This is a genomic window from Caulobacter sp. GW821-FHT10A06, from assembly GCF_059415805.1.
The window spans coordinates 667,000-690,399 of record NZ_JBWKNY010000004.1 but is presented as its reverse complement, the minus strand read 5'-3'; the positions used below and the strand labels follow the sequence as shown (position 1 = coordinate 690,399).

Sequence of the window (23,400 nt, the reverse complement as noted above, 5' to 3'; positions counted from 1 at the left end):
CAAGCGTAGCCGCGGAAAAAATAAAACCCGGCCGCGAAAACGGCCGGGTTTCATCAACGCCCGAAGGAGGTCGTGGTTCGGGTCTAGGCCTTCCAGCCGCCGCCCAGGGCCTTGTAGATCGCCACGACGTCGGTATTCACCCCGGTCTCGGCGACGCTGAGGGCGTCCTCCGCGGCCAGCAGGGTCCGCTCGGCGTCCAGCAGCACCAGGAAGTCGATGCCGCCTTCCTTGTACTGGATCCGGGCCAGCTCGGCCGCGCGGCGCGAGGCGGCCGCCTGGTCGGTCAGGCTCTTCAGCTGGGCCTGCTGCTGGCTGTAGGAGACGAGCGCGTTCTCCAGGTCCTCCAGCGCGCGCAGCACCGTCTGGTCGTAGTTGGCCAGGGCCGCCTCGTCGCGGAACTTGGCCGCCCGCAGGCGAGCATGGGCGCTGCCCAGGTCGAGCGCCGGCCAGCTGACGCTGGGGGCCACCGACCAGGCCTGGCTGGCGCTGTTGCCAAAGCCCGGCGAGGTCCCCGACAGGAAGCCGACGAAGCCGGTCACCGACACGCGCGGGAAGAGGTCGGCCGTGGCCACCCCCACCCGAGCGGTCGAGGCCGCCAGGCGACGCTCGGCCGCTTGCACGTCCGGACGACGACGCAGCAGGTCGCCGGCCTGGCCGATCGGCAGGGCCGCGACCAGCGGACGGGTGTCCTCCGCCTGCGGAACCAGCAAGGCGTCCAGCGCGCCGGGGCGCTGGCCGGTCAGCACGGCCAGGCGATGGTTGGCGCGCTTCTCGGCCGTGATCAGGCCCGGGATCGCCGCCTCGGTAGCGTTCAGGCGAGCCTGAGCGCTGGCGACGTCGATCGGGCTGCCGGCCCCGGCGTCGAACCGCACCTTGGTCAGACGGACGGTCTCGCGCTGGGTCTGAAGGTTACGGTTGGCCACCTTCAGACGGGCCTGGGCGCCGCGCAGTTCGAGATAGTTGCGGGCCACCTCGGCCGCGACCGTGACCTGGGCGTCGCGCAGCTCGGCCTGGGCCGCGCCGGCTTCAGCGCCAGCCGCCTCGACGCCGCGACGGACGCGGCCGAAGAGGTCGATCTCCCAGCCGGCGTCGAAGCCGGCCTGGTAGCTCTGGTTCTCGACGCGGTCGGTCGTGAAGCCCGGCTGCTGCTGCTTGCTCTTGGTATAGGTCCCGTCGGCCGTGACGTGGGGCAGCAGGTCCAGCTTCTGTTCGGTGAACAGGGCCCGGGCCTCGCCGACGCGGGCGACGGCGATCTTCAGGTCGAGGTTGGCGCCCAGGGCCTGGCCGACCAGCTGGTCCAGCACCGGGTCGCCAAAGGCCTTCCACCAGTCGGCTTCCGGATTGGCGGCGGTGAAGACGGCCGGGTCGGCGTTCTGGAAGGCCGCCGGCGGGGTCGCCGGCGCCTTGTAGTTCGGCCCCACCGCGCAGGCGGCGGCCGTCAGGGAGACGCCGGCGATCAGCGCGGCGCGCAGGGTGAGTTTAACGAAGGACATCAGTGCGCCTCCACGGGCGAGGTCAGGGCCGCCTTCTTCGCGGCCTTGCGGGCCGTGGAGCGACGGATGACGTAGTAGAAGACAGGCGTCAGGATCAGACCGAACAGGGTCACGCCCAGCATCCCCGAGAACACCGCCACGCCCATGGCGCGGCGCATCTCGGCCCCGGCCCCGTGCGACACCACCAGGGGGTAGACCCCCATGATGAAGGCGATCGAGGTCATCAGGATCGGACGCAGGCGCAGGCGGCAGGCCTCCAGGACCGCCTGGAGCGGGCTGTCGCCGTGCTCCTCGCGTTCCTTGGCGAACTCCACGATCAGGATGGCGTTCTTACACGCCAGCCCCACCAGCACGATCAGGCCGATCTGGGTGAAGATGTTGTTGTCGCCCTTGCTGATCCACACGCCGGCCAGGGCCGACAGCAGGGTCATCGGAACGATCAGGATCACGACCAGCGGCAGGCTCCAGCTTTCGTACTGGGCGACCAGCACCAGGAAGGCCAGCAGCACGCACAGCGGGAAGATGAAGATCGCCGTGTTGCCCGCCAGGATCTGCTGGTAGGTCAGCTCGGTCCACTCCGAGCCCATGCCGTTGGGCAGCTCGGACTTGATGATGTCCTCCAGGGCCTTCTGGGCCTGGCCGGTCGAGTAGCCGGGCGCCGGGCCGCCGTTGATCTCGGCGGTCAGGTAGCCGTTGTAGTGGCTCTCGCGGTCGGGACCGGTCGTTTCCTTGAAGGAGACGAAGGCGCCCAGCGGGATCATCTGGCCTTGGCCGTTGCGGGTCTGCAGGCGCAGCATCTGCTCGGGTTGCAGGCGGAAGCTCTGATCGGCCTGGACGTTGACCTGGTAGGTGTGGCCGAAGCGGTTGAAGTCGTTGACGTACAGCGAGCCCAGATAGATCTGCATCGTCTCGAACAGGTCGGTCAGGGACACGCCCTGAGCCCGGGCCTTTTCACGATCGATGTCGGCCTGCACCTTGGGCACGCTGACCTGGTAGCTGGAGAAGATCCCCGCCAGGGCCGGGTCCTTCTGGGCCTTGGCGATGATGTTCTGGGTGGCGTTGTACAGCTCCTGCGAGCCCAGGCCCGCCTTGTCGACGATCTGCATCCGGAAGCCGCCGATGGTGCCCAGGCCCTGTACGGACGGCGGCGGGAACACCGCGATCTGGGCGTCGGGAATACCGGCGAACTTCTGGTTCAGCTCACCCACGATGGCGTTGGCCGAGAGCTCGTGGCTGCGACGGTTCTTGAAGTCGTCCAGCGGGAAGAACACCGCGCCGGAGTTGGGGCTGTTGATGAAGCCGTTGGCCGACAGACCGGGGAAGGCCACCGAGTGCTTGATGCCCGGGGTCTTCATGGCGATGTCACCCATCTGGCGGATGACCGCCTCCGTACGATCCAGCGAGGCCGCGTCGGGCAGCTGGACCACGGCCACGACATAAGCCTTGTCCTGCTGAGGCACGAAACCGCCGGGGGTCTTGGAGAAGGCGAAGATCGTCAGGATCAGCAGACCGCCGTACAGGGCCAGGGCGGCCGAGGAGCGGCCCAGGGTCTTGGCGACGCCGGCGACATAGCCGTTCGAAGCCTTGGCGAAGAAGCGGTTGAACGGGTTGAACAGCCAGCTCAGCGAGGCGTCGATCAGCTTCTGGAAGCGGTCCTTGGGCGCGTCATGCGACTTCAGGAGCACCGCGGCCAGGGCCGGCGACAGGGTCAGGGAGTTGATGGCCGAGATCACCGTCGAGATGGCGATGGTCAGGGCGAACTGACGATAGAACTGGCCCGACAGGCCGCTGATGAAGGCGGTCGGGATGAACACCGCGCACAGCACCAGGGCCGTGGAGATGATCGGACCCGTGACCTCGGTCATGGCCTTGCGCGTCGCCGCGGCGGGCTCGAGACCGTCGGTGATGTTGCGCTCGACGTTCTCGACCACGACGATGGCGTCGTCGACGACGATGCCGATGGCCAGGACGAGGCCGAACAGCGTCAGGGCGTTGAGGCCAAAGCCCAGCATCAGGAGCAGCGCGAAGGTGCCCACCAGCGAGACGGGCACGGCGATCAGCGGAATGATCGAGGCGCGCCAGCCCTGCAGGAAGATCACCACCACCAGCACGACCAGGATGATGGCCTCGATCAGGGTGTGGATCACCGAGTCGATGCTTTCCTGCACGAAGGCCGTGGTGTCGTAGATGATCTCGTAGTCGACGCCTTCGGGGAACTCCTTCTTGAGCTCCTGCATGGTCTTCTTGACGTTGGCGGCCATCTCCAGGGCGTTAGAGCCCGGACGCTGGAACACCGGCACGGCGACGGCCGACTTATTGTCGAGCAAGCTGCGCAGGGCGTAGTTGTCGGCGCCCAGCTCCACGCGGGCCACGTCGCCCAGGCGGGTGATCTGGCCGTCGGCGCCCGAGCGGACGATGACATTGCGGAACTGCTCTTCGTCCGTCAGACGCCCGGGAGCGTTGACCGACAGCTGGAATTCAGCGCCCGAACCGGCGTTGGGCGGCGCGCCCAGCTGGCCGGCGGCGACCTGGACGTTCTGCTCGCGCAGGGCCCCGACCACATCGCCCGCCGTCATCGACAGGGCGGCCAGCTTTTCAGGATCCAGCCACACGCGCATCGAGTATGCGCCCGCGCCGAAGATCTGCACGTCGCCGACGCCGTCGATCCGCTTGAGGCGATCACGGACGTTCAGCTGCGCGTAGTTGCTCAGATAGAGCATGTCGTAGCGGTTGTTGGGCGAGATCATGTGCACGACCAGGGTCAGGTCGGGCGAGGCCTTGTTGGTCGTCACGCCGATGCGCTGGACCTCCTGCGGCAGCTTGGGCAGGGCCTGGGCCACCCGGTTCTGCACCTGCACCTGGGCCTTATCCAGGTCGGTGCCGAGCGCGAAGGTGACGGTCAGGATCATGGCCCCGTCGGAGGCCGACTGGGACGACTGGTAGATCATCCCCTCGACGCCGTTGATGGCCTGTTCCAGGGGAGCAGCCACCGTCTCGCCGATGACGGACGGGTTGGCGCCCGGATAGGCCGCGCGCACCACCACGGTGGGCGGCACGACCTCGGGATATTCGCTGATCGGCAGGTTCGGGAGCGAAACCAGGCCGGCGATAAAGATGATGATCGAGAGCACGGCCGCGAAGCGCGGTCGGCTGACGAAGAACTTCGAGAAATTCATGGCGGAGCGCCTTCAGCGGGCGAACTTGGGGAGGAGCGGATACGCGTACGCTCGGGCGCAAGAGGCCTCTCCCCCACCAGACGGCGGGCGACAGACACCTCTCGAAACCCGAAAAAGACGCCCGGCTCAGACACGCGAGCCGGGCGCACGCTTCAGTTAGTTCTGGCCTGCGGACCGGGTCGGTTGGACGACCGGACGACCGCCGACCTCCAGCTGCGACAGGTCGGCCAGGTCGGCCAGGTCGGTCTTGACCTTGACCGGCGCGACGGTGTCGCCCGGCTTGACCTTCTGCAGGCCGCCGACGACCACCCGGTCGCCCGGCTTCAGGCCGGTGCGGATGATGCGCAGGCCGCCGGCCAGCGGACCGATCTCGACCGTGCGGTACTCGGCCTTGTTGCTGCCGTTGACGACGACGACGTAGCGCTTGCCAAGGTCCGTCGCGATGGCGCGGTCAGGCGCAAGAGCGACCTCTTGCGTCTCGGCGCTGACCAGGCGGATGCGGGCGAACAGGCCGGGCGTGAAACGACCGTCGGCGTTGGCGAAGATCGCCCGGCCGTTGATCGTGCCGCTCTTGGCGTCCAGGGCGTTGTCGATGAAGGACAGCTTGCCGACGTGCGGATAACCGTCCTCGGTCATCAGGCCCATATAGACCGGGCCGTTCTTGCCGCGTTCGGCCGAGGCGTACTTCAGGAAGGTCTGCTCGTCGGCGTTGAACTCGGCGTAGATCGGGGTGTCGGACACCACGGTCGTCAGCAGGCTCGTCTGGGTGACCAGGTTGCCGCGAGTGATGATGGTCTTGGAGACCCGGCCGTCGATCGGCGAGGTCACGCGGGTCCATTCCAGGTTCAGGCGGGCGGTCTGGTAGGCGGCTTGCGACGCCGCCAGATTGGCTTGAGCGGCCTTCTCCTCGGCCGAGAGACGATCGAATTCGCTCTGGGCCAGGGCGTTCTGCTCGATCAGGCGACGGCCGCGTTCGCGGTTGACGACGGCCAGGTCCAGCTGAGCCTTGGCGCGGGCCACCTCGGCCTGGGCGCGGTTGGCCTCGGCCTGGTACGGGCGCGGGTCGATCTGGAAGAGCACCTGGCCCTTCGAAACGCGGGCGCCTTCAGCGAACTGGGCGCCGTCGATGTAGCCGCTGACGCGCGGACGGATCTCGACGGTGTCGACCGGCTCGAGGCGGCCGGTGAAGTCGTCCCACTGGCGCAGGGACTTGAAGGCGACGTCGGCGACGGTGACCTGCACCGGCGGCGGGGCGGCGGCCTCCTGCTTGGCCTGGGCCGAGCAAGCGGCCAGCACGGCCACGGCGGCCAGGCCGGCGAAGGACGTGATGACGGGTTGAATACGCATGGGGAAAAGCCCTGTCGGACGGTGAAGCGGGGAGGTGGTGTCGGTGGTTCTTGTCATTCCCAGACGGGCCGCCGAGCGGCGCGTCGGGTGCTGTGGCCGAGGGTCCGAACCGTGGACCAGCCCTTGGCGGGCTCGGCCTGGGACTTGAAAAAGCTCAGGAAACCCTTGGCCTGCTTGGCCTTGGGAGCGTCGTCGTAAACGTTTGTTTGCGGTGGCATTGGCGCGCGCTCCTTTTTTGGGGTTTAAGAGAGGAAATGTCGCAGCGGCTGTTACTTGACCCGAGCGACCGGAAGGACGATTTAGGATGTGACGAGACCGTTCGGTATCATCTCCATGGCGGAGAGATACTGACCGGTAACTCCCACGTCAAGGAGAGCACTGCCAAAATGGCGACAAGAAATTCTGGGGACGCTGTCGGGGGCGACACGGAAACGGCCGAGGGGGTGACCCCTGGAGCGCCCGTATCCAAGCGCCCCGCGCGGGACCGGATCTTCGAGACCGCCCGTGAGCTGTTCTATCAGCACGGCATCCGCGCCGTCGGCGTCGAGACCATCGCGTCCGAGGCCGAAGCCACCAAGATGACGCTGTATCGGAACTTCCCGTCCAAGGACGAGCTGGTCGCCGAGGTTCTGCGCGAGCAGGAGCGCGAGTACTGGGCCTGGTGGGAAAGCGTGACGGCCTGCTGCTGCGCCGAACCCCGCGCCCAGCTGGAAGCGATCTTCGACGCCTTCGAGACCAAGGCCTGCAACGCCGACGTCCTGGGCTGCCCGCTGTCGAACGCCGCCATCGAGCTGCACGAGGAGACCCACCCGGCCCAGGTGGTCTCGGTCAACTACAAGAAAGAGCTGTACCGCCGGATCAACGCCCTGACCCGCGCCGCCGGCGCCAAGGACGACGACCTGGCCGACTCCCTGATGCTGCTGATGGAAGGCGCCTCGGGGGCCCGCGTGACGCTCGGCGCCGGCGGTCCGGTGAAGGCCGTGGCGCGCTCAGCCAAGGCGCTGATCAGGTTCCATCTGGACGGCTGTAACTAAGGCGCAGCCCCTATATAGCCCAGGCCCGCCGCGCGGTGGATGGCCTGGGCGCGGCCGGCCACCCGTAGCTTCAGCGCCGCGTTCTGGACGTGGAAGCGCACGGTCGGGCCTGAGATGCCGATGATCTGGGCGATGTCGGCGTCAGTCTTGCCGGCCGCGGCCCACTTCAGGCACTGGACCTCGCGCTTGGTCAGCCGCACCGGCGGGGCGTCGTCGTCCTGGCCGTCGCGATAGGCGCAGACCAGGCGCAGGGCCGCGCCGTGCAGGTCGTCCGCCCGCGCCGCGTAGAGCGCCGGCAAATCCACGACCGGCTCGGACGAGGCCCAGACCACCGCCCCGATCACCCCGCCGGTCAGATAGGTCGGCGCGATGATCGCCGCTTCGATGCCGAAGGCCTGAGCCGCCTCGCGCACCTCGATCGCCTCCAGCCGCGGCAAGGGTCGCCAGTTGGAAAACCGGCCCTGGTGATAGAAGAACGGCTCGGCCGAATAGCGCGCCGCCAGGATGAACGGCGCCCGCAGGGCGAAGGCCCGGTCGCGCCAGTAGCGCACGGCGTTGTCCAGCCATTCGAAGGTCGTCTCGGCCAGCGGCTTGCCGTCCTGGCCCAGCATCGGTTCGGGACTGGAGATGTCGGCGCTGGCCGCGACATAGGGCAGGCCGATCTCGCGACCCAGGGCCGACACGCGCGCGGCCAGGACCGTGACACGCGCCAGGCGCTCGCCGTCATCGACCTTGGTCAACATGGAGCCGCCTTCCCTATCGGTTCCGATAGCTTGCGCGCCGCCCCCGCTAATTCGCAAGTTTCCCCGACGATGTCGGCGGAAGGAAAATCGGGTGGATCTGGAGCTGTCGCCTGACGACCTGGCCTTTCGCGACGAGGTCCGCGCCTTTCTCGACACCAACCTGACGCCCGAACTCCGGGAAGCCGGCCGGCGGATGACCAGCGTCTTCTGCGACAAGGCCCACAGCCTGGCCTGGCAGAAGATCCTGCACGCCAAGGGCTGGGTCGCGCCCAGCTGGCCCGTCGAATACGGCGGTCCCGGCTGGAGCGAGATCCAGCGCCACGTCTTCCAGGCCGAATGCGCCCGCGCCGGCGCCCCTAACCTGGCGCCGATGGGCCTGCGCATGGTGGCTCCGGCGATCATGGCGTTCGGCAGTCCCGAGCAGAAGGCCCGCTACCTGCCGCGCATCCTGTCGGGCGAGGACTACTGGTGCCAGGGCTATTCCGAACCGGGCTCGGGCTCGGATCTGGCGTCCCTGCGGATGAGCGCGGTTCCGAACGGCGACGACTACGTCCTGAACGGCTCGAAGATCTGGACCACCCACGCCCACTGGGCGAGCCACATGTTCTGCCTGGTCCGCACCTCGACCGAAGGCAAACCTCAGGCCGGCATCACCTTCCTGCTGATCGAGATGGACCGGCCGGGCATCCGCGTCGCCCCGATCGTCACCCTGGCCGGCGAGCATGAGGTCAACCAGGTGTTCTTCGACGACGTCCGTACGCCCCAGGCAGACCGTCTGGGCGCCGAGAACCAGGGCTGGACCGTCGCCAAGCACCTGCTGGAATTCGAACGCGGCGGCGGCTACGCGGCCGGGCTGCACGCCGGCCTCGAGCGACTGCGGAACATGGCCGACGCCGAGGACGTCCTCGACGATCCCCACTATCGCCGCCGCTTGGCCGTGGCCGAAATCGACGCCCTGGCCATCGACATGACCGAGCGCCGGGTGCTCAGCGCCCTGGCCACCGGCGGCAAACCCGGTCCCGCCTCGTCGATCCTGAAGCTCCAGGGCTCCGAGCAGCTTCAGCGCCTGGACGAACTGGGCGTCGACGCCCTCGGCGCATACACCGCCCCCCACCAGCCCAAGGCTCGCGAGGCCGGCTCCAACGAGACGCCCGTCGGCCCCGAGCACGGCCTGACGACCATGGCCCGCTACCTCAACAACCGCGCCGCCTCGATCTATGGCGGCTCTAACGAGATCCAGCGGGATATTATCGCCAAGCTAGTTCTGGGGTTGTAACGGCGCCTCACCTATCGATTCCGATAGCTTGTTACGCGAGTTGGCGAACCGCACGCTCCTTTCAAAGCCAGGCCCGATGCAGGCATGGCCAGAGGGAGGTAAGACGGATGCCAGGACCTACGCGCCTGACCATGAGCGTGTCGGCGCTCGCCCTGCTGATGGCGGTCCCCGCCATGGCCCAGACCCAAGCACCCAAGCAGGAAGAAAGCCTGACGATCGACACCTTGGTCGTCACCGCCCAGCGCCGCGAGGAAACCGCCAACAGCGTCGGCATGCCGATCCAGGCGTTCAGCGGGCAGGCCCTGCAGCAGCTGCGGGTCACGGACCCGAAGGACCTGACCACCGTCGCCCCCAGCTTCACGGTCAGCCAGAGCTATCAGGGCGTGCCGACCTATACGCTGCGCGGCATCGGCTTCAACACCATCAACCTGTCGGCCACCTCGACCGTCGGCACCTACTGGGACGAGGTCGCCTACGCCTATCCGTTCATGAACACCGGCCCGGTCTTCGACCTGGAGCGGGTCGAGGTGCTGAAGGGCCCGCAGGGCACCCTCTACGGCCGCAACACCACCGCCGGCCTGATCGACTTCGTGACCGCCAAGCCGACCGAAGCGTTCGAAGGCTCGCTGACCGCCGAGGCCGGCAACTACAAGACCTACAACCTCGAAGGCTATATCAGCGGCGGCCTGGGCGACCGCGTCCAGGGCCGGGCGGCGTTCCGGTCCGAGCGCAGCGACAAGGGCTGGCAGGTCAGCAACAGCCGCGGCGAGCGCCTGGGCAAGGTCAACCGCGACGGCTGGCGCCTGTCCCTGGCCATGCAGCCGACCGACAAGGTCGAGGTCGAGGCCAGCTACTCCGGCTGGCGCAACAAGTCCGACACCGTCGCCGCCCAGGGCATCGGCTTCACCCCCGCCACCGCCGCCAGCCCGTTCAACGCGCCGGGCATCGTCAGCTATATCGCCGCCAACAAACCGACCAAGGCCAGCCAGGCCGACTGGGCGCCGCTGGCCGTGCGCGGCGCCGACATCGGCGTCGGCCTGGGCATCAAGGACCCCTTGCGCGAGAACGACCAGTTTCACGCCGGCAAGCTCAAGGTCTCGTGGGACGTGGCCGACAAGGCGCGCCTCGTTTCGCTGACCAGCTTCAACCGCCTGGAGCGCAAGGCCGTCTTCGACTGGAGCGGCGCGCCCTACGAGGTGCTGATCCAGCAGGCCCACGGCGACATCAAGTCGTTCGCCGAGGAGCTGCACCTGGAGGGCGTCACCGACAAGGGCTCGTGGCTGGTCGGCGGCTACATCGCCCGCGACAAGATCTATGACAGCAACCGCACCCTGCTAGGCCAGAACGCCAATGTCGGCACGATCCGCTATGTCGGCTCGACCCTGCTGGCCACGCCGTTCAACAGCTTCGGCTACACCGCCCTGCAGATGAGCCAGGCGTTCCGTACCTATGAGGACGTCGGCAATATCGAGACCAAGACTTGGAGCCTGTTCGCCAACGCCGACCACCGCCTGGCGGATAATCTGAAGCTGACCCTGGGCATCCGCTACAGCCAGGACAAGCAGGACTATGTCGGCTGCTCGCGCGACGTCGGCGGCTCGATGCTGGTGAACGTCAATGTCGTCAACCGGGCGCTGTTCGCCGCCGCCTACGGCCTGGTCGCGCCGATCACCCAAGGCGGCTGCAACACCTTCGATCCCGCGACCAAGAGCTTCGGCTTCGTGAAGTCCAAGCTGGACGAGGACAACATAGCCTGGCGCGCAGCGCTGGACTGGCAGGCCGCCGAAGACGTGCTGGTCTACGGCTCGATCTCACGCGGGGCCAAGGCCGGCGCGACGCCGATCAACGCCGCCAACATCTCGACCCAGAACGCCCCGGCGACGCAGGAACTGCTGACCGCCTATGAGGTGGGGGTGAAGGCCGGGCTGCTGGACCGCCGGGTGCAGGCCAACCTGTCGGCCTTCTATTACGACTACACCGACAAGCAGCTCTCCGTGTACTTCGCCGACCCGATCTATACGGCCCTGTCGCGCCTGGCCAACGTGCCCAATGGCGAGGCCTACGGCTTCGACGGCGACATCACCTGGCGCGCCAGCCGGGCCCTGACCCTGATCGCCTCGGCCACCCTCCTGCACACCGAGGTCAAGGGCTACACCGGCATCAACGCCGCCGGGCAGAGCCAAAGCTTCGACGGCCGGCCGTTCCTGTACAGCCCCAAGTTCCAGGGCGGCCTGACGGCGCTGTTCAAGCAGCCGGTCGGCGACGGGCTGGAGCTGAACGCGGCCCTGAACGGCCGCTGGCAGGACAAGTCCTACGCCGACCTGGAGGGCAATCCGCTGTTCGTGATCGACAGCTACGGCATGCTGAACGCCAGCATCGGCATCGGCGCGCCGGACAAGGGCTGGGACCTGTCCATCTGGGGCCGCAACATCACCAACGAATATTATTGGAGCGCCGTCAGCAGCAACGCCAACGTGGTGGTCCGCTTCCCCGGCAAGCCCACGACCTATGGCGCGTCGCTCACCTGGAAGTTCTGAGCACCTTCCTAATCTCGGTTACCTGGAGCGCGGTTTCCCGCGCTCCTCTTTTTTGGCGCGCGCTCGCTCTTTTAGGTCCGGGTCCGCAGCAGGATCTTCGACCGAGCCTCAAGCCCCAGCAGGGTGAACAGCACCACGAAGGCGAAGGCCAGCAGCAGCAGCGACAGGCGGTGCGCCTCGCCCCACTCCAGCCCCTCGACCAGGCGGTAGATCTCGGTCGACAGCACCGTGGTCTCGCCAGGGATATTGCCGCCCAGCATCATCACCACCCCAAACTCGCCGACCGTATGGGCGAAGACCAGGATGGCGGCGGCGACATAGCCGGGAATGGCCAGCGGCAGGACCACCCGCCAGAAACGCTGCCACGGCGAAGCGCCCAGGCAGGCTGCGGCCTCCAGCGGCTCGTCGCCGATGGCCAGGAAGGCGTTGCGCAGGGGCTGCACGGCGAACGGCAGGGAGTAGATCAGCGAGCCGATGACGAGGCCCTCGAAGGTGAAGGCCAGGGTCCGGATGCCGAGCGGCTGGAACAACACCATCAGCGGGCTCTTCGGTCCCAGGGCGATCAGCAGGTAGAAACCCAGCACCGTCGGCGGCAGCACGATCGGCAGGGCGACCAGGGCCGTTACCGGCGTCCGCAAGGCCGAGCGGCCTCGCGCCAGCCACCAGGACAGCGGCGTGGCCAGGACCAGCAGCAGGATCGTGGTGATCCCCGCCAGCTTGCCCGTCAGCCACAGGACCTCCGTCATCCTTAGCGGACCTCGTAGCCGTAGCGCTTGATGATCGCCTTGGCGTCGCTGCTCTTCAGGAAGGCTACGAAGGCCTTGGCCGCTTCGCTATTGGCGCCGGTCTTCAGCAGCACGGCCTGTTGCTCGATCGGGGTGTGGTTGGCCGCCGGCACGACCCAGCGCGAACCGCCCTGCTCGGTGATCACCTGCGACAGGGCCACGAAGCCCAGCTCGGCCGCGCCGGTCTGGACGTACTGGAAGGCCTGGGTGATCGACGAGCCCTGCACGATCTTCGGCTTCAGCGTGTCGTACAGCTTCAGCTTGGTCAGGGTCTCGATCGCCGCCTGGCCATAGGGCGCGGCCTTGGGGTCGGCGATCGACAGCTTCTCGAACTTGCCGGTGGTCAGCACCTTGCCCTTGCCGTCAACGAGACCCGGCGTCTTGCTGTAGAGCACCAGGCGGCCGGTGGCGTAGGTGAAGCGCGACCCCGGAACCGCCAACCCCTCGGCCTCGGCCTTCTGCGGGCGCTCGACGTCGGCCGACAGGAAGACCTCGTACGGCGCGCCGTTGGCGATCTGGGTGTAGAACTGGCCCGATGAGCCAAAGCTCAGGGTCGCGTCATGGCCGGTCTTGGCCTTGAACTTGGCGGCGATCTCCTTGGCCGCTTCGGTGAAGTTGGCTGCCACGGCGACCTTGGTCTCGCCCGCGAAGGCGGTCCCGCCCAGCGTCAGGGACAGAAGCGCGGCGATCAGCATCGGACGGCGGGCGATCATCTGGTAATCCTATTGGGGCGCTGCGGTTATGTAGCTCCCATGCATAACGGTGAAACAGTGGCTCGCGAAGACGATTTCAGCGCCTCCCTGATCCTCAAGCGCGGCGGCCTAGCCCGCGTGGGCTTCGACCGCATCGCCCTGCTGGAGGCCGTCGCGGCCCTGGGCTCGATCAGCGCCGCCGCCAAGCAGGTCGACCTTTCGTACAAGGGCGCCTGGGACGGCGTGCAGGCCCTGAACAACCTGTTCGACGCGCCACTGGTCGCCGCCGCGCCGGGCGGCAAGAGCGGCGGGATGGCCGAGGTCACCCCGCGTGGCCAGGCGGTGATCCGCGCCTTCCGCGCAGCTGAGCGCGAGGTGGGCGCCGCCTTCGCGCGGTTGGAGGCCGATCTCTCGGGCGACGCCGAGCTGCTCTGGAGCCTGGGCCTGCGCACCAGCGCCCGCAACGCTCTGCGCGGTGTGGTCACGGCGGTCGAGGGCGACGGTGTCACGGCGGTCGTGACCCTGTCGCTGGGCGAAGGCCTATCCCTGCGCTCCTCAATCACCCGCCGCAGCGTCGAGGACCTGGACCTCGCGCCCGGCCGTCCGGCCATCGCCCTGATCAAGTCCAGCTTCGTGCGGATCAACGAGGGCGACGGCGACAACCGCCTGGCCGGCGAGATCGTCGATCGCGAGGCCGGCGAGACTTCGGCTGAGGTCACCATCGCCCTGGCCGCCGGCAAGAGCTTGGTAGCGACCCTGAAGCCGGATGATGCGGCCTGGGCGCTGCCCGTCGGCGCGAAGGTCGAAGCGCGCATCGCCGCCTCCGACGTGATCCTGGCGGTCGACTAGGCCTTCAACGCCTCGTTCGCGCCGTCGACGAACTTGCGCAGCAGCCGCGCCAGGTCCTTGAGCTCCTGGTCGCTCCACTCGGCCATCATCGGGCCGACCAGCCGCTGACGCGCGGCGTCCAGCCTGTCGACCAGCTCGGCGCCCTTCTCCGTCACCACCGCTTCGCGCACCCGCTTGTCGGCCGCGCCGGGGCGGCGTTCGACCAAGCCCAGGCTCTCCAGCTTGGCGACCTGACGACTGACGACCGAGTGGTCGCGGCCGGCCAAATCCGCCAGCTCGACCACGCCGATCGGCCCCTTCTTCCCGATCCGCCCCAGCAAGGGAAACAGCGCCCGGTCCAGCGACACGCCGGCCTCGCGCAGCAGCAGATCGTCGGCCTGGGGCCGATTGAGGAAGCCGGCGAGGTCCATCATCGCCGCGTGGATGTCGCGAAGTTCGGATTTCATCCGTGCATTTTGCACATTCTTTCTTGACGTCGTCCAGCCTCGGATTTATGTGCCTTTTGCACGCGATTTATGTGCATAACGCACACGAAGGAGATCCGGATGACCCAAGCTTTCACGCCCCAAGAGACGACCGGCGTGCTGATCGCCGGCGCCGGTCCGGCCGGCCTGACCCTGGCCATCGACCTGGCGCGCCGGGGCGTCGCCTTCCGCCTGATCGACAAGGCCCCGCAAGCGTTCCAGGGCTCGCGCGGCAAGGGCCTCCAGCCCCGCAGCCTGGAGGTGTTCGAGGACCTGGGCGTCCTGGCGCCGATGCTGGCGACGGGCGGCCCCTATCCGCCGGTGCGCAACTACGCCCCCGATGGCGGCTTCGAGGAGACGGCCATCGGCGAGGGCGCGACGCCCACCCCGGCCGAACCCTACGCCGCGCCGCTGATGCTGCCGCAGTTCTTGACCGAGACCATCCTGCGCCAGCGCCTGGCCGACCTTGGCCATACGCCGGAGTACGGCGCCGAGCTGACCGGCATCGACCAGGACGCCGAGGGCGTCACCGCGACCCTGGCCGACGGCCGGACTATCCGCGCCCGCTGGTTGGTCGGGGCCGATGGCGGCCGCAGCTTCGTGCGCCACGCCCTGGACATCGGCTTCCCCGGCAAGACCATGCCGGGCCTCGCCATGGTCGCCGACACCAAGCTGACCGGCCTGACGCGCGAGGCCTGGCACGTGTTCGGGACGCGCGAGACGGCCCAGGTGTCGTTCTGCCCGCTGGCCGGGACCGACCTCTTCCAGATCCAGGGCCATGCTCCCACCGAGGGCGAGGCGGGCCTGACCGTCGAATGCCTCAACACCTTGATCCGTGAGCGGACGGGTCACGACGACATCGTCGTCCACGAGGTCTTCTGGGCCTCGGTCTACGGCCTCAACGCCCGCCTCGCTGACCGCTATCGGATAGGCCGCGTGCTGCTGGCCGGCGATGCGGCCCACATCCATCCGCCAACCGGCGGGCAAGGCCTGAACACCAGCATCCAGGACGCCTACAACCTCGGTTGGAAGCTGGCCGCCGTAATGGCCGGCGCGCCCGAGGCCCTGATCGACACCTACGAAGCCGAGCGCCGCCCGATCGCCGCCGGAGTGCTGGGCCTGTCCACGGAGCTCCTGGCCAAGGCGATGACCAAGCAAGGGATGAAGCGCGGCCGCGAGGCCCGGCAGCTGGATCTCGGTTACGAGGGCTCGACCCTGTCGCTGGACCTGGGCGTCGAGGCCAAGGTCGCGCCGGGCGACCGCGCGCCAGATGCGCCGTGCGGCGATCAGCGGGTGTTCGAGGTTCTGGCCGGTCCGCACTGGACCGTGCTGGGCGAAAGCCCGATCGCCCCGCGCCCCGGCCTCGTCTTCGCGGATCTGACGGATACGGACGGCTGGCTCGCTGACGCCTACGGCCTGCCGCCCGGCGGCTTCGTGCTGGTGCGTCCCGACGGTTACATCGCGACGGTCGGCCAGGCCGGCGACGAGGTCAAGGTCGAGGCCTATTTCAAAACCGTCGGGCTCTAGGCCAGCTTCCTCAGACCATCGCGCAGGGCGTCACTGCCCCCGGTCAGCGCCTCATCGAGCTGGCCGTGCTCGCGCGTCCAGATCGGCACGGCCTGGGCCAGCACCGCCCGCCCGGCGTTGGTCAGGCTGAGCACGCGGCCCCGGCGGTCCTTTGGATCCGGCTCGACGATCAGCAGCCCACGCCGTAGCAACGGTTTCAACGCCGCCGTCAGGGTGGTGCGGTCCATGGCCAGCAAGCTGGCGACCCCGCCCATGCCCGCCGGCTCGGGCCGGTTCAGCGACATCAAGAGCGAGAACTGGCCATTGGTCAGCCCCACCGGCCGCAGGGCGTCGTCGAAGCGGCGGGCCAGGGCGCGAGCGGCGCGCTGCACGTGCAAACACAGGCAGGTGTCGCGGACGTGGATCGTGGTCGCGTACGGGACGCTGGCTTCGACGGGAATCACGGCCGGCTTTGACATGTGAAATTTATGTTGATATCAACGTTATCAGTCAAGCCAAAACCGTTCAGCTTACGGAGGACGCGATGCCGCACACCGTGGTGTCTCAGGAAGAGTGGCTGCAAGCGCGCCGCGCCCTGCTGGCCAAGGAAAAGGCCCACACCCGCGCGCTGGACGCCCTGAACCGCGAGCGCCTGGCCCTGCCCTGGGTCAAGCTGACCAAGAACTACGTCTTCGACACCGACGCTGGGCAGAAGACCCTGGCCCAGCTGTTCGACGGCCGCAGCCAGTTGATGGTCTACCACTTCATGTTCGGGCCGGACTGGGAAGCGGGCTGTCCCGGCTGCTCGTTCCTGGCCGATCACCTGGATGGGACCTTGCCGCACCTCAACAATCACGACGTCACCCTAATTGCCGCCTCGCGCGCGCCGCTGGACAAGATCACGGCCTACAAGCGCCGGATGGGCTGGCGTTTTCCGTGGGTGTCGGCGGCCGGCAGCGACTTCAACCACGACTTCCGCGTCTCGTTCACGCCGGACGAACTGGCCGGTGAGACGGTGAACTACGGCTATGTCGATATCCCCGTCGCCCAGGCCAACGATGAGCTGCCAGGCCTGTCGGCCTTCTATCGCGACGCGGCCGGCCAGGTGTTCCACACCTATTCGACCTATGCCCGAGGGGCCGAGGACCTGCTGGGCACGATGATGATCCTCGATCGCGCGCCGCTGGGCCGCAACGAGGAGGGCGACATGGACTTCATCCGTCGCCACGACGAGTACGAGACCGCCCCGAAGTCCAGCTGCTGCGGCGCCGCCTGATGATCCGATCCTGGAGCGCCTTCGTCGAGGCGCTGCCCTCCCCCACGCTGAAGGAATTCCCGATGGCCAACGACTTCTGCTGGTTCGAGCTGGTCACGACCGACACCAAGGCGGCCGGCGACTTCTATCAAAAGGTCATCGGCTGGACGTCCGAGATGTCGTCTGGGCCGGCCGGTCCGTACACGATCTTCAAGGCCCCGGGCGACATCCACGTCGGCGGCATGCTGGAGATGCAGGGCGTGCCGCCCGGCTGGCTGGGCTACATCGCCGTCGACGATGTCGACGCCTTCGCCAAGAAGGTCGAGGCCGCCGGCGGCCAGGTCCACAAGGCCCCGCAGGACATTCCCGATGTCGGCCGCTTCGCGGTGGTCGCCGACCCGCAGGGCGCGATGTTCGTGCTGTTCAAGGACACCTCGGCCATGCCGCCGCCGCGCCCAGCGCCGATGTCGCCGGGCTCGCTAGCCTGGTCCGAGCTGCACGCGACCGACTGGGAGAAGGCCTTCGACGTCTATGCCGGCCTGTTCGGCTGGAAGAAGCACGACGCCGTCGACATGGGCGAGATGGGGACCTACCAGACCGTCGGCCTGGACCAGGCGTTCGCCGGCCTGTTCAACAATCCCGACCTGCCGAACGGTCCCTACTGGCTCTATTACTTCGGCGTCGATGGCGTGGACTCGGCAATCGAGCGGGTGAAGGCCAACGGCGGCGAGATCCTGATGGGCCCCATGGAAGTCCCCGGCGGCGCTTTCGTGGTCAACGCCAAGGACCCGCAGGGCGGCTACTTCGCCTTTCTGGGCATGCGCGGCTAGCCCACGCACTCGGCCAGGCCCGTGCGACGCACCGCGCCCGAGGCCTTGCCGATCTTCTGGGTCCGCCGGGCCACGTACTTGCCGGGCTTGATCACTTTCCACTTCAGCGGGCTGGGCAGGATGGCCGCCAGGCGCGAGGCCTGGGCCTGGGTGAGCTGGTCGGCGTCGACGCCGAAATAGCGCTGGGCGGCGGCCTGGGCGCCATAGATGCCCGAGCCGAACTCGATGGAGTTCAGATAGACCTCCATGATCCGCTCCTTGCCCCACAGCACCTCGATCAGCACCGTGAACCAAGCCTCCAGGCCTTTGCGGATGTAGCTGCGCCCCGGCCAGAGGAAGACGTTCTTGGCCGTCTGCTGGCTGATGGTCGAGCCGCCGCGGATCTTCTTGCCGGCCTCGTTGTTGGCATAGGCCTTCTGCAAGGCGTTGAAGTCGAAGCCGTGGTGTTCGCAGAAGCGCGAATCCTCGGCCGCGATCAGGGCGCGCGGCAAGGCCGGGGCGACCTTGTCGATCCCGCGCCAGCGATGGTCCAGGCCCCGGCCCTCGACCGCCCGGATCACCATCAGCGGCGTCACCGGCGGCGGGACGAAACGATAGAGAATCACCGTCACCACCGGTCCGGCCACCAGCACGATGAACAGAGCCAGCGCGATATTTCGCAGAAGCCGCCGCACGAAACGCCCCTCGAGAGTCCTACTTGTCTTTACGCGACGGACGGATGCTAACCAGACGCAGCGCCGCTGTCGCGATGCATAGATACACGGGTTTAAGGGAGCCTTCGATGGACGTGATCGACGCCGTCAACCGCCGCATGTCGGTGCGCGCCTTCAAGCCCGATCCGGTCGACGGCGCGCTGGTCCGCGAGCTCCTGGAAGCCGCCGCCCGCGCCCCGTCCGGCGGCAATCTCCAGCCCTGGCGGGTGCAGGTGGTGGCCGGCGAGCCGCTGGAAAAGCTGAAGGCCACCATGCTGGCCCGCGTCGCCGCGCCCGACCCCACCGAGTACGATGTCTATCCGGCCAACCTGTGGGAGCCGCTGCGCAGCCGCCGCTTCCAGGTCGGCGAGGACATGTACGGCGCCCTGGGCATCCCGCGCGAGGACAAGCTGCAGCGGCTGCAGTGGTTCTCGACTAACGGCCAGGGCTTCGGCGCGCCGGTGCAGCTGTTCTTCTCGATCGATCGCCGATGCGGCCCGCCGCAGTGGAGCGACGTCGGCATGCTGATGCAGACCTTCATGCTGCTGGCCATAGAGCGCGGCCTGGACACCTGCCCGCAGGAGTTCTGGTCGCACTACAACAAGATCGTCGACGACCACGTCGGCCTGCCCGAGGGCCACATGCTGTTCTCCGGCATGGCCCTGGGCTATCGCGACGAGGCCGCGCCGGTGAACAATTTCCGCTCCCAGCGCGCCCCGTTCGAGGAGTGGGGCGAGCTGAAAGGGGCTCTAGCTAGCCGGCGAACTCGCGGGGACCGCTGATGTCCGGGATCGCGATGACGCCGGCCTCGCCGTCTTCGTCGCCCCAGGCCAGCCGCTTGCCGTCGGCGCTGGTCGACAGGGCGCTGATCGAGGCGCCCTTCTCGGCCTTCACGGTCTCGATGCGGCCGTTGCGCATGTGCGCGGCCCAGATCTTGCCGTTGTCCTGGGCGGCGAAGCACACCGGATGCTGGTCGATGCCCGCCACGCGGACGACCATCGAATCGCGCGAGAAGCCGATCTCGGCGGCTTCCTTGCCCATCGGGCCGTTGGCGCCGGCGAACGGCCAGATGACCGCGCCCGAGGCGCCGGCCGTGGTCAAGAGGTTGCCCTTGTCGAAGAAGGCCACGCTCTTGATCTTGGACGGGTAGCCGCCCATCCGCATGTCCTTGCCGTCCGACAGGCGCCAGCCGTGCAGCTGGTTCTCCTGCATCGACGAGATCAGGAACTTGCCGTCCGGGCTGAAGGTCGCAGCGATGTGGCTGCCGGCCCACTTCAAGAGAGTCGGCTTCTGGTCGGCGATGCGGGCGTACCAGAGATAGGCCCCGCCATAGGAGGCAGAGGCCAAGCGGCGGCCCTTGGGCTCGAAGGCCAGGCCCGACACCGTCTTCTCGTGCGCGAAGGTCCGCGTGAAGGCCGGGTCGGCGGCGTCGCGGACATGGACCTCCTTGCCGGCCGTGAAAGCGATCAGGCCCGAGGCGGCGCTGGTCGCCACGTGCTCGATCCAGCGGTTCTTCACCTCGGCGATCAGCGAGGCGACGACCTCGCCACCTTCGATTCGGCTCCAGACGACCTTGCCGTCGTCGCCGCCGGTGACGATGCCGACGCCGCTAGGGTGCACAGCGGCGGCCAGAACAGCGCCGCCGTGAGCCTCGACCGTGACGAATCCGTCCTCGGTCTGGAGGCGGACGGTGCCGTCGCCCAGGGCGAACATGGCGCGGCCCGAGCGGTCGAACAGGGCGTCGGTGACGAAGGCGTCGAAAGAAAAGATCATGCGCGCGAGATAAGACACGCAGGCCCCGACGACCAGACTCTTTCAGAAAGCCCGCCCTGCCGGTGCGTTTCGCGCCTCACGCGAAGCCAAACCCCGCAAGGCGCCTGTTCGAACGGCGTTCGACAAAAAAGACTCGAAAAGGGGTTGCCATTGCGGCGCGTCGTCGGGCTTTACTTCCGCGCCCGTCTGCGCCAGACGTGGCTAGGTAACGACATTTCAGGCGCGCCCCGAGCGGCGCGACCTTCTGGGAGACAGTCAGGCTATGGCGGCTAAACTTGCTGGCGGCGGCGGTGGCCGTTATTCGCTGGGCCAGAATTCCGAAATCAACGTCACGCCCTTCGTGGACATCCTGCTGGTGCTGCTGATCATCTTCATGGTCGCCGTGCCGATGGCCGTGACTTCGATCAAGATCGACCTGCCGCCGGCAGTTCCGAACCTGACGAACGAGAAGCCGAAGGAACCGGTCTTCATCTCGATCCAAAAGTCGGGCGCGATCTTCATCGCCGACAAGCAGACCAGCCTCGACGGCCTGGAAGCCGATCTGAACGCCAAGTTCGCCGCGACCGGCCAAGCCGGCCCGAAGGACGATCAACGCGTCATGATCCGCGCCGACGCCGACGTGCTGTACGCCGACTTCATGGGCGTGCTCAACCAACTGCAGACCGCGGGCTGGTTCAAGGTCGGCCTGATCAACGAAGACCTGCACTAAGCAGCTTCGGCGACAGCCAAAAACACGAAAGCCCCGGAACGCAAGTTCCGGGGCTTTTTGTTTGTCCGGAGTTTTCCTTCTCCCCTTGCGGGAGAAGGTGTCGGCGCAGCCGACGGATGAGGGGTCGCACAAACGAAAACCGCCGCGACTAGCCGAAAGGCCGGTCGCGGCGGTTTCTGTTTTCAACCCCTCACCCGACCTCCTTCGGAGGCCACCCTCTCCCACAAGGGGAGAGGGAGATGGACGCCTCCCTAAGCCGCCGTCGCCTCGAAGCCGGCCTTCAGTTCGGCTTCGTCCAGGTCTCGGCCGATGAAGACCATGCGGCTGTAGCGCTTGTCCTTGTCGGTCCACTCGCGCTGGAAATCGCCTTCCAGGATCATGTGCACGGCCTGGAAGACGAGACGCTTGTTCTCGCCCTTCACGTCGATGATGCCCTTGGCGCGCAGGATGTCGGGGCCGCGCTTGGCCAGCAGTTCGTTGAGCCAGGCGGTGATCTTCTGGCCGTCGACCGGCTTGTCCAGGGTCAGGGAGATGCCCTTCACGCCGTCGTCGTGGATCGCGCTGGCGTGGCCGTGGTCATGCCCGTGATCATGGTGGTGATGGTCATGACCGCAGTGCTCGTCATGCACGTGGTCGTGGTCATGGTCGTGATGATGGTGGTCATGGCCACAGTGCTCGTCGTGCACATGGCCGGCCTCGCCGTGGGCCGGGTTCAGGAACGACGGCTCCAGCTCGGTGATCCGCTCCAGGTCGAAGCTGTGCTTGCCCAGGATGGCGTCCAGCGGAACGTTCGAGCGCTGGGCGCGGTGGATCGGGGCCAGCGGATTGATGCGGCGGATACGGGCCTCGACGTGGCGCAGGTCGTCTTCCGAGACCAGGTCGGTCTTGTTCAGCACGATCTGGTCGGCGAAGGCGATCTGCTCGACGGCTTCCTTGCTGTCGGAGAGGCGCAGCATGATGTGCTTGGCGTCGACCACGGCGGTGACCGAATCCAGCGCCGTGCGGGCTTTCACGTCATCGTCGACGAAGAAGGTCTGGGCCACCGGGCCCGGGTCGGCCAGGCCGGTCGTCTCGACGATGATGGCGTCGAAGCCGCGCCCCCCCTTGCTAGAATGGCGCTTCATCAGGCCCTGCAGGACGCGGATCAGGTCGCCGCGCACCGTGCAGCAGACGCAGCCGTTGTTCATCTCGAACACTTCCTCGTCCGCGCCGACCACCAGGTCATTGTCGATGCCGACCTCGCCGAACTCGTTGACGATCACGGCGTACTTCTTGCCGTGCTCCTCGGTGAGGATGCGGTTGAGCAGCGTGGTCTTGCCGGCGCCGAGATAGCCGGTCAGCACGGTGACGGGGATTTTCGAGGAGGCTTGGGTCATGGCCGCTATTTAGGAGGCCAGGGCGCAGAGTGAAAGCTGCTTACGTCTTGAAGAATGCCACCGCCAGCCCGACCACGACCAGGGCCCCGCCCAGGATGGTCTCCTCGTAACGCTCGACCCACTGCAGGCCCAGGCGCTTGAAGCCGGCCAGCGACAGGCTGGTGAAGATCAGCATGCCGGCCGAGGTGGCGGCCATCAGCACCGCGCTCAGCACCAGGAAGGCCTGCCAGCCGTGCTGCATGCCGGCCAGGTAGTAGGGCAAGAAGGCCTCGCAGGGCGACAGGGTCAGCAGGGTGACCAGGGCGATGATCGCCGCACGGTCCGAACCATAAGTCCGTCGGCTGGCTTCCGGCAGCGCGTGGTTGTGGCGCCCTCGCGCTATATAGAAGAGACCCACGGCGACCATCAGACCGCCGACCACCCAGTGGAACAGGCCGCCCAGCTTGGGCTCCAGCGCCAGGCCGGCGACGACCAGGGCCAGGCCCAGGGCGATGGTCAGGCCCACATGGCCCAGGCCCGCCAGCAGGGTGACGCCCAGGGTGCGGCCCGTGGACCATTTCTGGGCGCGACCGACCAGCACGAACGGCAGCCAGTGCGTCGGCAGGGCCGCGTGCAGGAAGGCCACCGCGAAGCCGGTGACGGCGATGGAAGTGAAGAAGGTCGAGTTCACGTCACGGCATATAGCGCGTTATAAAGTAACAACCCAGGGGGTTCCGACGATCTTGTCGTGTTTCCTTCGCAACGGCCGGTGAATCCTCGGGGACGGCGTTGACTCTCCGCCCTGCGGCTGTATAAGTCGCGCCCTCTTCGCCCGCCGGGTTTCCGAGCGGGCGATCCCTATTTTGCGAACGCACGTTTTTAAG

General features: G+C 67.5%; 22 protein-coding genes. 9 read left to right on the top strand and 13 right to left on the bottom strand.

From position 1 onward, the window contains the following. Window positions 1–83 precede the first annotated feature (83 nt). The 4 genes from AC07NF_RS14870 to AC07NF_RS14855 form a co-directional block, all read right to left on the bottom strand. Window positions 84–1,493, bottom strand: a complete 1,410-nt coding sequence (locus AC07NF_RS14870; RefSeq protein WP_494627041.1) for an efflux transporter outer membrane subunit — start codon at window positions 1,491–1,493, stop codon at window positions 84–86. Beyond that, on the bottom strand, window positions 1,493–4,669 hold the full coding sequence (locus AC07NF_RS14865) for an efflux RND transporter permease subunit (protein WP_494627039.1): 3,177 nt from the start codon (window positions 4,667–4,669) through the stop codon (window positions 1,493–1,495). Before AC07NF_RS14865 ends, AC07NF_RS14870 begins: the two co-directional genes overlap by 1 nt. Window positions 4,670–4,825: 156 nt before the next feature. Then, entirely contained in the window at window positions 4,826–6,016 is a 1,191-nt protein-coding gene (locus AC07NF_RS14860) for an efflux RND transporter periplasmic adaptor subunit (RefSeq protein WP_494627037.1), read from the bottom strand. Window positions 6,017–6,069: 53 nt separating this feature from the next. Continuing rightward, window positions 6,070–6,234, bottom strand: coding sequence for a hypothetical protein (locus AC07NF_RS14855; protein WP_494627035.1), 165 nt, complete (start codon window positions 6,232–6,234; stop codon window positions 6,070–6,072). Window positions 6,235–6,402: 168 nt separating this feature from the next. Between AC07NF_RS14855 and AC07NF_RS14850 the strand changes: the two genes are divergently transcribed. Next, window positions 6,403–7,050, top strand: a complete 648-nt coding sequence (locus AC07NF_RS14850) for a TetR/AcrR family transcriptional regulator (RefSeq protein ID WP_492815621.1) — start codon at window positions 6,403–6,405, stop codon at window positions 7,048–7,050. On the opposite strand, the gene AC07NF_RS14845 is transcribed toward AC07NF_RS14850, so the two are convergent. Beyond that, window positions 7,047–7,793 carry a helix-turn-helix transcriptional regulator gene (locus tag AC07NF_RS14845; protein WP_494627032.1) on the bottom strand — a complete coding sequence of 249 codons (747 nt, stop codon included), beginning with the start codon at window positions 7,791–7,793 and terminating at the stop codon, window positions 7,047–7,049. The genes AC07NF_RS14850 and AC07NF_RS14845 overlap by 4 nt on opposite strands. A 91-nt stretch (window positions 7,794–7,884) precedes the next feature. Here AC07NF_RS14845 and AC07NF_RS14840 point away from each other — a divergent pair, with 91 nt between their 5' ends. Both AC07NF_RS14840 and AC07NF_RS14835 read left to right on the top strand, forming a co-directional pair. Then, a complete protein-coding gene (locus AC07NF_RS14840) occupies window positions 7,885–9,069 on the top strand; it encodes an acyl-CoA dehydrogenase family protein (protein WP_494627030.1) in 1,185 nt (394 codons plus the stop codon). 107 nt (window positions 9,070–9,176) lie between these two features. Beyond that, window positions 9,177–11,606, top strand: a complete 2,430-nt coding sequence (locus AC07NF_RS14835) for a TonB-dependent receptor (RefSeq protein ID WP_494627028.1) — start codon at window positions 9,177–9,179, stop codon at window positions 11,604–11,606. Between the two features lie 71 nt (window positions 11,607–11,677). Here the strand turns inward: AC07NF_RS14835 and modB are convergent, their stop codons facing one another. Both modB and modA read right to left on the bottom strand, forming a co-directional pair. Then, window positions 11,678–12,352: a molybdate ABC transporter permease subunit gene (gene modB, locus AC07NF_RS14830; RefSeq protein ID WP_494627026.1), complete on the bottom strand. Its 675-nt coding sequence runs from the start codon at window positions 12,350–12,352 to the stop codon at window positions 11,678–11,680. A 2-nt stretch (window positions 12,353–12,354) separates the two neighbouring features. Next, window positions 12,355–13,104, bottom strand: a complete 750-nt coding sequence (gene modA, locus AC07NF_RS14825) for a molybdate ABC transporter substrate-binding protein (RefSeq protein WP_494627024.1) — start codon at window positions 13,102–13,104, stop codon at window positions 12,355–12,357. 57 nt (window positions 13,105–13,161) lie between these two features. Between modA and AC07NF_RS14820 the strand changes: the two genes are divergently transcribed. Next, window positions 13,162–13,932: a TOBE domain-containing protein gene (locus tag AC07NF_RS14820; protein WP_494627022.1), complete on the top strand. Its 771-nt coding sequence runs from the start codon at window positions 13,162–13,164 to the stop codon at window positions 13,930–13,932. Here the strand turns inward: AC07NF_RS14820 and AC07NF_RS14815 are convergent. Further along, entirely contained in the window at window positions 13,929–14,378 is a 450-nt protein-coding gene (locus tag AC07NF_RS14815) for a MarR family winged helix-turn-helix transcriptional regulator (RefSeq protein ID WP_494627020.1), read from the bottom strand. The genes AC07NF_RS14820 and AC07NF_RS14815 overlap by 4 nt on opposite strands. Window positions 14,379–14,477: 99 nt before the next feature. Between AC07NF_RS14815 and AC07NF_RS14810 the strand changes: the two genes are divergently transcribed. Next, window positions 14,478–15,923 (top strand): FAD-dependent oxidoreductase, encoded by a 1,446-nt coding sequence (locus tag AC07NF_RS14810; protein WP_494627018.1) that lies wholly within the window; start codon window positions 14,478–14,480, stop codon window positions 15,921–15,923. Here the strand turns inward: AC07NF_RS14810 and AC07NF_RS14805 are convergent. Further along, the gene (locus AC07NF_RS14805) at window positions 15,920–16,381 is read right to left on the bottom strand and encodes a MarR family winged helix-turn-helix transcriptional regulator (RefSeq protein ID WP_494627016.1); all 462 of its coding nucleotides are present in this window, start codon (window positions 16,379–16,381) and stop codon (window positions 15,920–15,922) included. The two genes, AC07NF_RS14810 and AC07NF_RS14805, sit on opposite strands and share 4 nt — an antisense overlap. Window positions 16,382–16,446: 65 nt before the next feature. Here AC07NF_RS14805 and AC07NF_RS14800 point away from each other — a divergent pair, with 65 nt between their 5' ends. Together AC07NF_RS14800 and AC07NF_RS14795 are read left to right on the top strand one after the other, a co-directional pair. Further along, window positions 16,447–17,178, top strand: coding sequence for a DUF899 domain-containing protein (locus AC07NF_RS14800; RefSeq protein ID WP_494627014.1), 732 nt, complete (start codon window positions 16,447–16,449; stop codon window positions 17,176–17,178). After that, window positions 17,178–17,987, top strand: coding sequence for a VOC family protein (locus AC07NF_RS14795; RefSeq protein WP_494627012.1), 810 nt, complete (start codon window positions 17,178–17,180; stop codon window positions 17,985–17,987). The genes AC07NF_RS14800 and AC07NF_RS14795 overlap by 1 nt, the downstream gene beginning before the upstream one ends. Here the strand turns inward: AC07NF_RS14795 and mtgA are convergent. Beyond that, window positions 17,984–18,661, bottom strand: a complete 678-nt coding sequence (gene mtgA, locus AC07NF_RS14790; protein WP_492815633.1) for a monofunctional biosynthetic peptidoglycan transglycosylase — start codon at window positions 18,659–18,661, stop codon at window positions 17,984–17,986. The genes AC07NF_RS14795 and mtgA overlap by 4 nt on opposite strands. A 107-nt stretch (window positions 18,662–18,768) precedes the next feature. Between mtgA and AC07NF_RS14785 the strand changes: the two genes are divergently transcribed. Next, window positions 18,769–19,461 (top strand): nitroreductase, encoded by a 693-nt coding sequence (locus tag AC07NF_RS14785; RefSeq protein WP_494627010.1) that lies wholly within the window; start codon window positions 18,769–18,771, stop codon window positions 19,459–19,461. Here AC07NF_RS14785 and AC07NF_RS14780 read toward each other — a convergent pair. After that, entirely contained in the window at window positions 19,433–20,452 is a 1,020-nt protein-coding gene (locus AC07NF_RS14780) for a WD40 repeat domain-containing protein (RefSeq protein ID WP_494627008.1), read from the bottom strand. The two genes, AC07NF_RS14785 and AC07NF_RS14780, sit on opposite strands and share 29 nt — an antisense overlap. 262 nt (window positions 20,453–20,714) lie before the next feature. Between AC07NF_RS14780 and AC07NF_RS14775 the strand changes: the two genes are divergently transcribed. Next, a complete protein-coding gene (locus AC07NF_RS14775) occupies window positions 20,715–21,161 on the top strand; it encodes a biopolymer transporter ExbD (RefSeq protein ID WP_492815635.1) in 447 nt (148 codons plus the stop codon). Between the two features lie 251 nt (window positions 21,162–21,412). On the opposite strand, the gene AC07NF_RS14770 is transcribed toward AC07NF_RS14775, so the two are convergent. Together AC07NF_RS14770 and AC07NF_RS14765 are read right to left on the bottom strand one after the other, a co-directional pair. After that, window positions 21,413–22,537: a CobW family GTP-binding protein gene (locus tag AC07NF_RS14770; protein ID WP_494627005.1), complete on the bottom strand. Its 1,125-nt coding sequence runs from the start codon at window positions 22,535–22,537 to the stop codon at window positions 21,413–21,415. 40 nt (window positions 22,538–22,577) lie between these two features. Beyond that, window positions 22,578–23,207: a hypothetical protein gene (locus tag AC07NF_RS14765; protein WP_492815637.1), complete on the bottom strand. Its 630-nt coding sequence runs from the start codon at window positions 23,205–23,207 to the stop codon at window positions 22,578–22,580. Window positions 23,208–23,400 lie beyond the last annotated feature (193 nt).

Bases quoted from the DNA above. Each gene is read 5' to 3' on its own strand.
- modB (WP_494627026.1), bottom strand. From the start codon at position 12,352: ATGACGGAGGTCCTGTGGCTGACGGGCAAGCTGGCGGGGATCACCACG.
- AC07NF_RS14860 (WP_494627037.1), bottom strand. From the start codon at position 6,016: ATGCGTATTCAACCCGTCATCACGTCCTTCGCCGGCCTGGCCGCCGTG.
- AC07NF_RS14780 (WP_494627008.1), bottom strand. From the start codon at position 20,452: ATGATCTTTTCTTTCGACGCCTTCGTCACCGACGCCCTGTTCGACCGC.
- AC07NF_RS14800 (WP_494627014.1), top strand. From the start codon at position 16,447: ATGCCGCACACCGTGGTGTCTCAGGAAGAGTGGCTGCAAGCGCGCCGC.
- AC07NF_RS14815 (WP_494627020.1), bottom strand. From the start codon at position 14,378: ATGAAATCCGAACTTCGCGACATCCACGCGGCGATGATGGACCTCGCC.
- AC07NF_RS14770 (WP_494627005.1), bottom strand. From the start codon at position 22,537: ATGACCCAAGCCTCCTCGAAAATCCCCGTCACCGTGCTGACCGGCTAT.
- AC07NF_RS14835 (WP_494627028.1), top strand. From the start codon at position 9,177: ATGCCAGGACCTACGCGCCTGACCATGAGCGTGTCGGCGCTCGCCCTG.
- AC07NF_RS14865 (WP_494627039.1), bottom strand. From the start codon at position 4,669: ATGAATTTCTCGAAGTTCTTCGTCAGCCGACCGCGCTTCGCGGCCGTG.
- AC07NF_RS14850 (WP_492815621.1), top strand. From the start codon at position 6,403: ATGGCGACAAGAAATTCTGGGGACGCTGTCGGGGGCGACACGGAAACG.
- AC07NF_RS14795 (WP_494627012.1), top strand. From the start codon at position 17,178: ATGATCCGATCCTGGAGCGCCTTCGTCGAGGCGCTGCCCTCCCCCACG.
- AC07NF_RS14870 (WP_494627041.1), bottom strand. From the start codon at position 1,493: ATGTCCTTCGTTAAACTCACCCTGCGCGCCGCGCTGATCGCCGGCGTC.
- AC07NF_RS14855 (WP_494627035.1), bottom strand. From the start codon at position 6,234: ATGCCACCGCAAACAAACGTTTACGACGACGCTCCCAAGGCCAAGCAG.
- AC07NF_RS14845 (WP_494627032.1), bottom strand. From the start codon at position 7,793: ATGTTGACCAAGGTCGATGACGGCGAGCGCCTGGCGCGTGTCACGGTC.
- AC07NF_RS14810 (WP_494627018.1), top strand. From the start codon at position 14,478: ATGACCCAAGCTTTCACGCCCCAAGAGACGACCGGCGTGCTGATCGCC.
- AC07NF_RS14785 (WP_494627010.1), top strand. From the start codon at position 18,769: ATGGACGTGATCGACGCCGTCAACCGCCGCATGTCGGTGCGCGCCTTC.
- modA (WP_494627024.1), bottom strand. From the start codon at position 13,104: ATGATCGCCCGCCGTCCGATGCTGATCGCCGCGCTTCTGTCCCTGACG.
- AC07NF_RS14805 (WP_494627016.1), bottom strand. From the start codon at position 16,381: ATGTCAAAGCCGGCCGTGATTCCCGTCGAAGCCAGCGTCCCGTACGCG.
- AC07NF_RS14775 (WP_492815635.1), top strand. From the start codon at position 20,715: ATGGCGGCTAAACTTGCTGGCGGCGGCGGTGGCCGTTATTCGCTGGGC.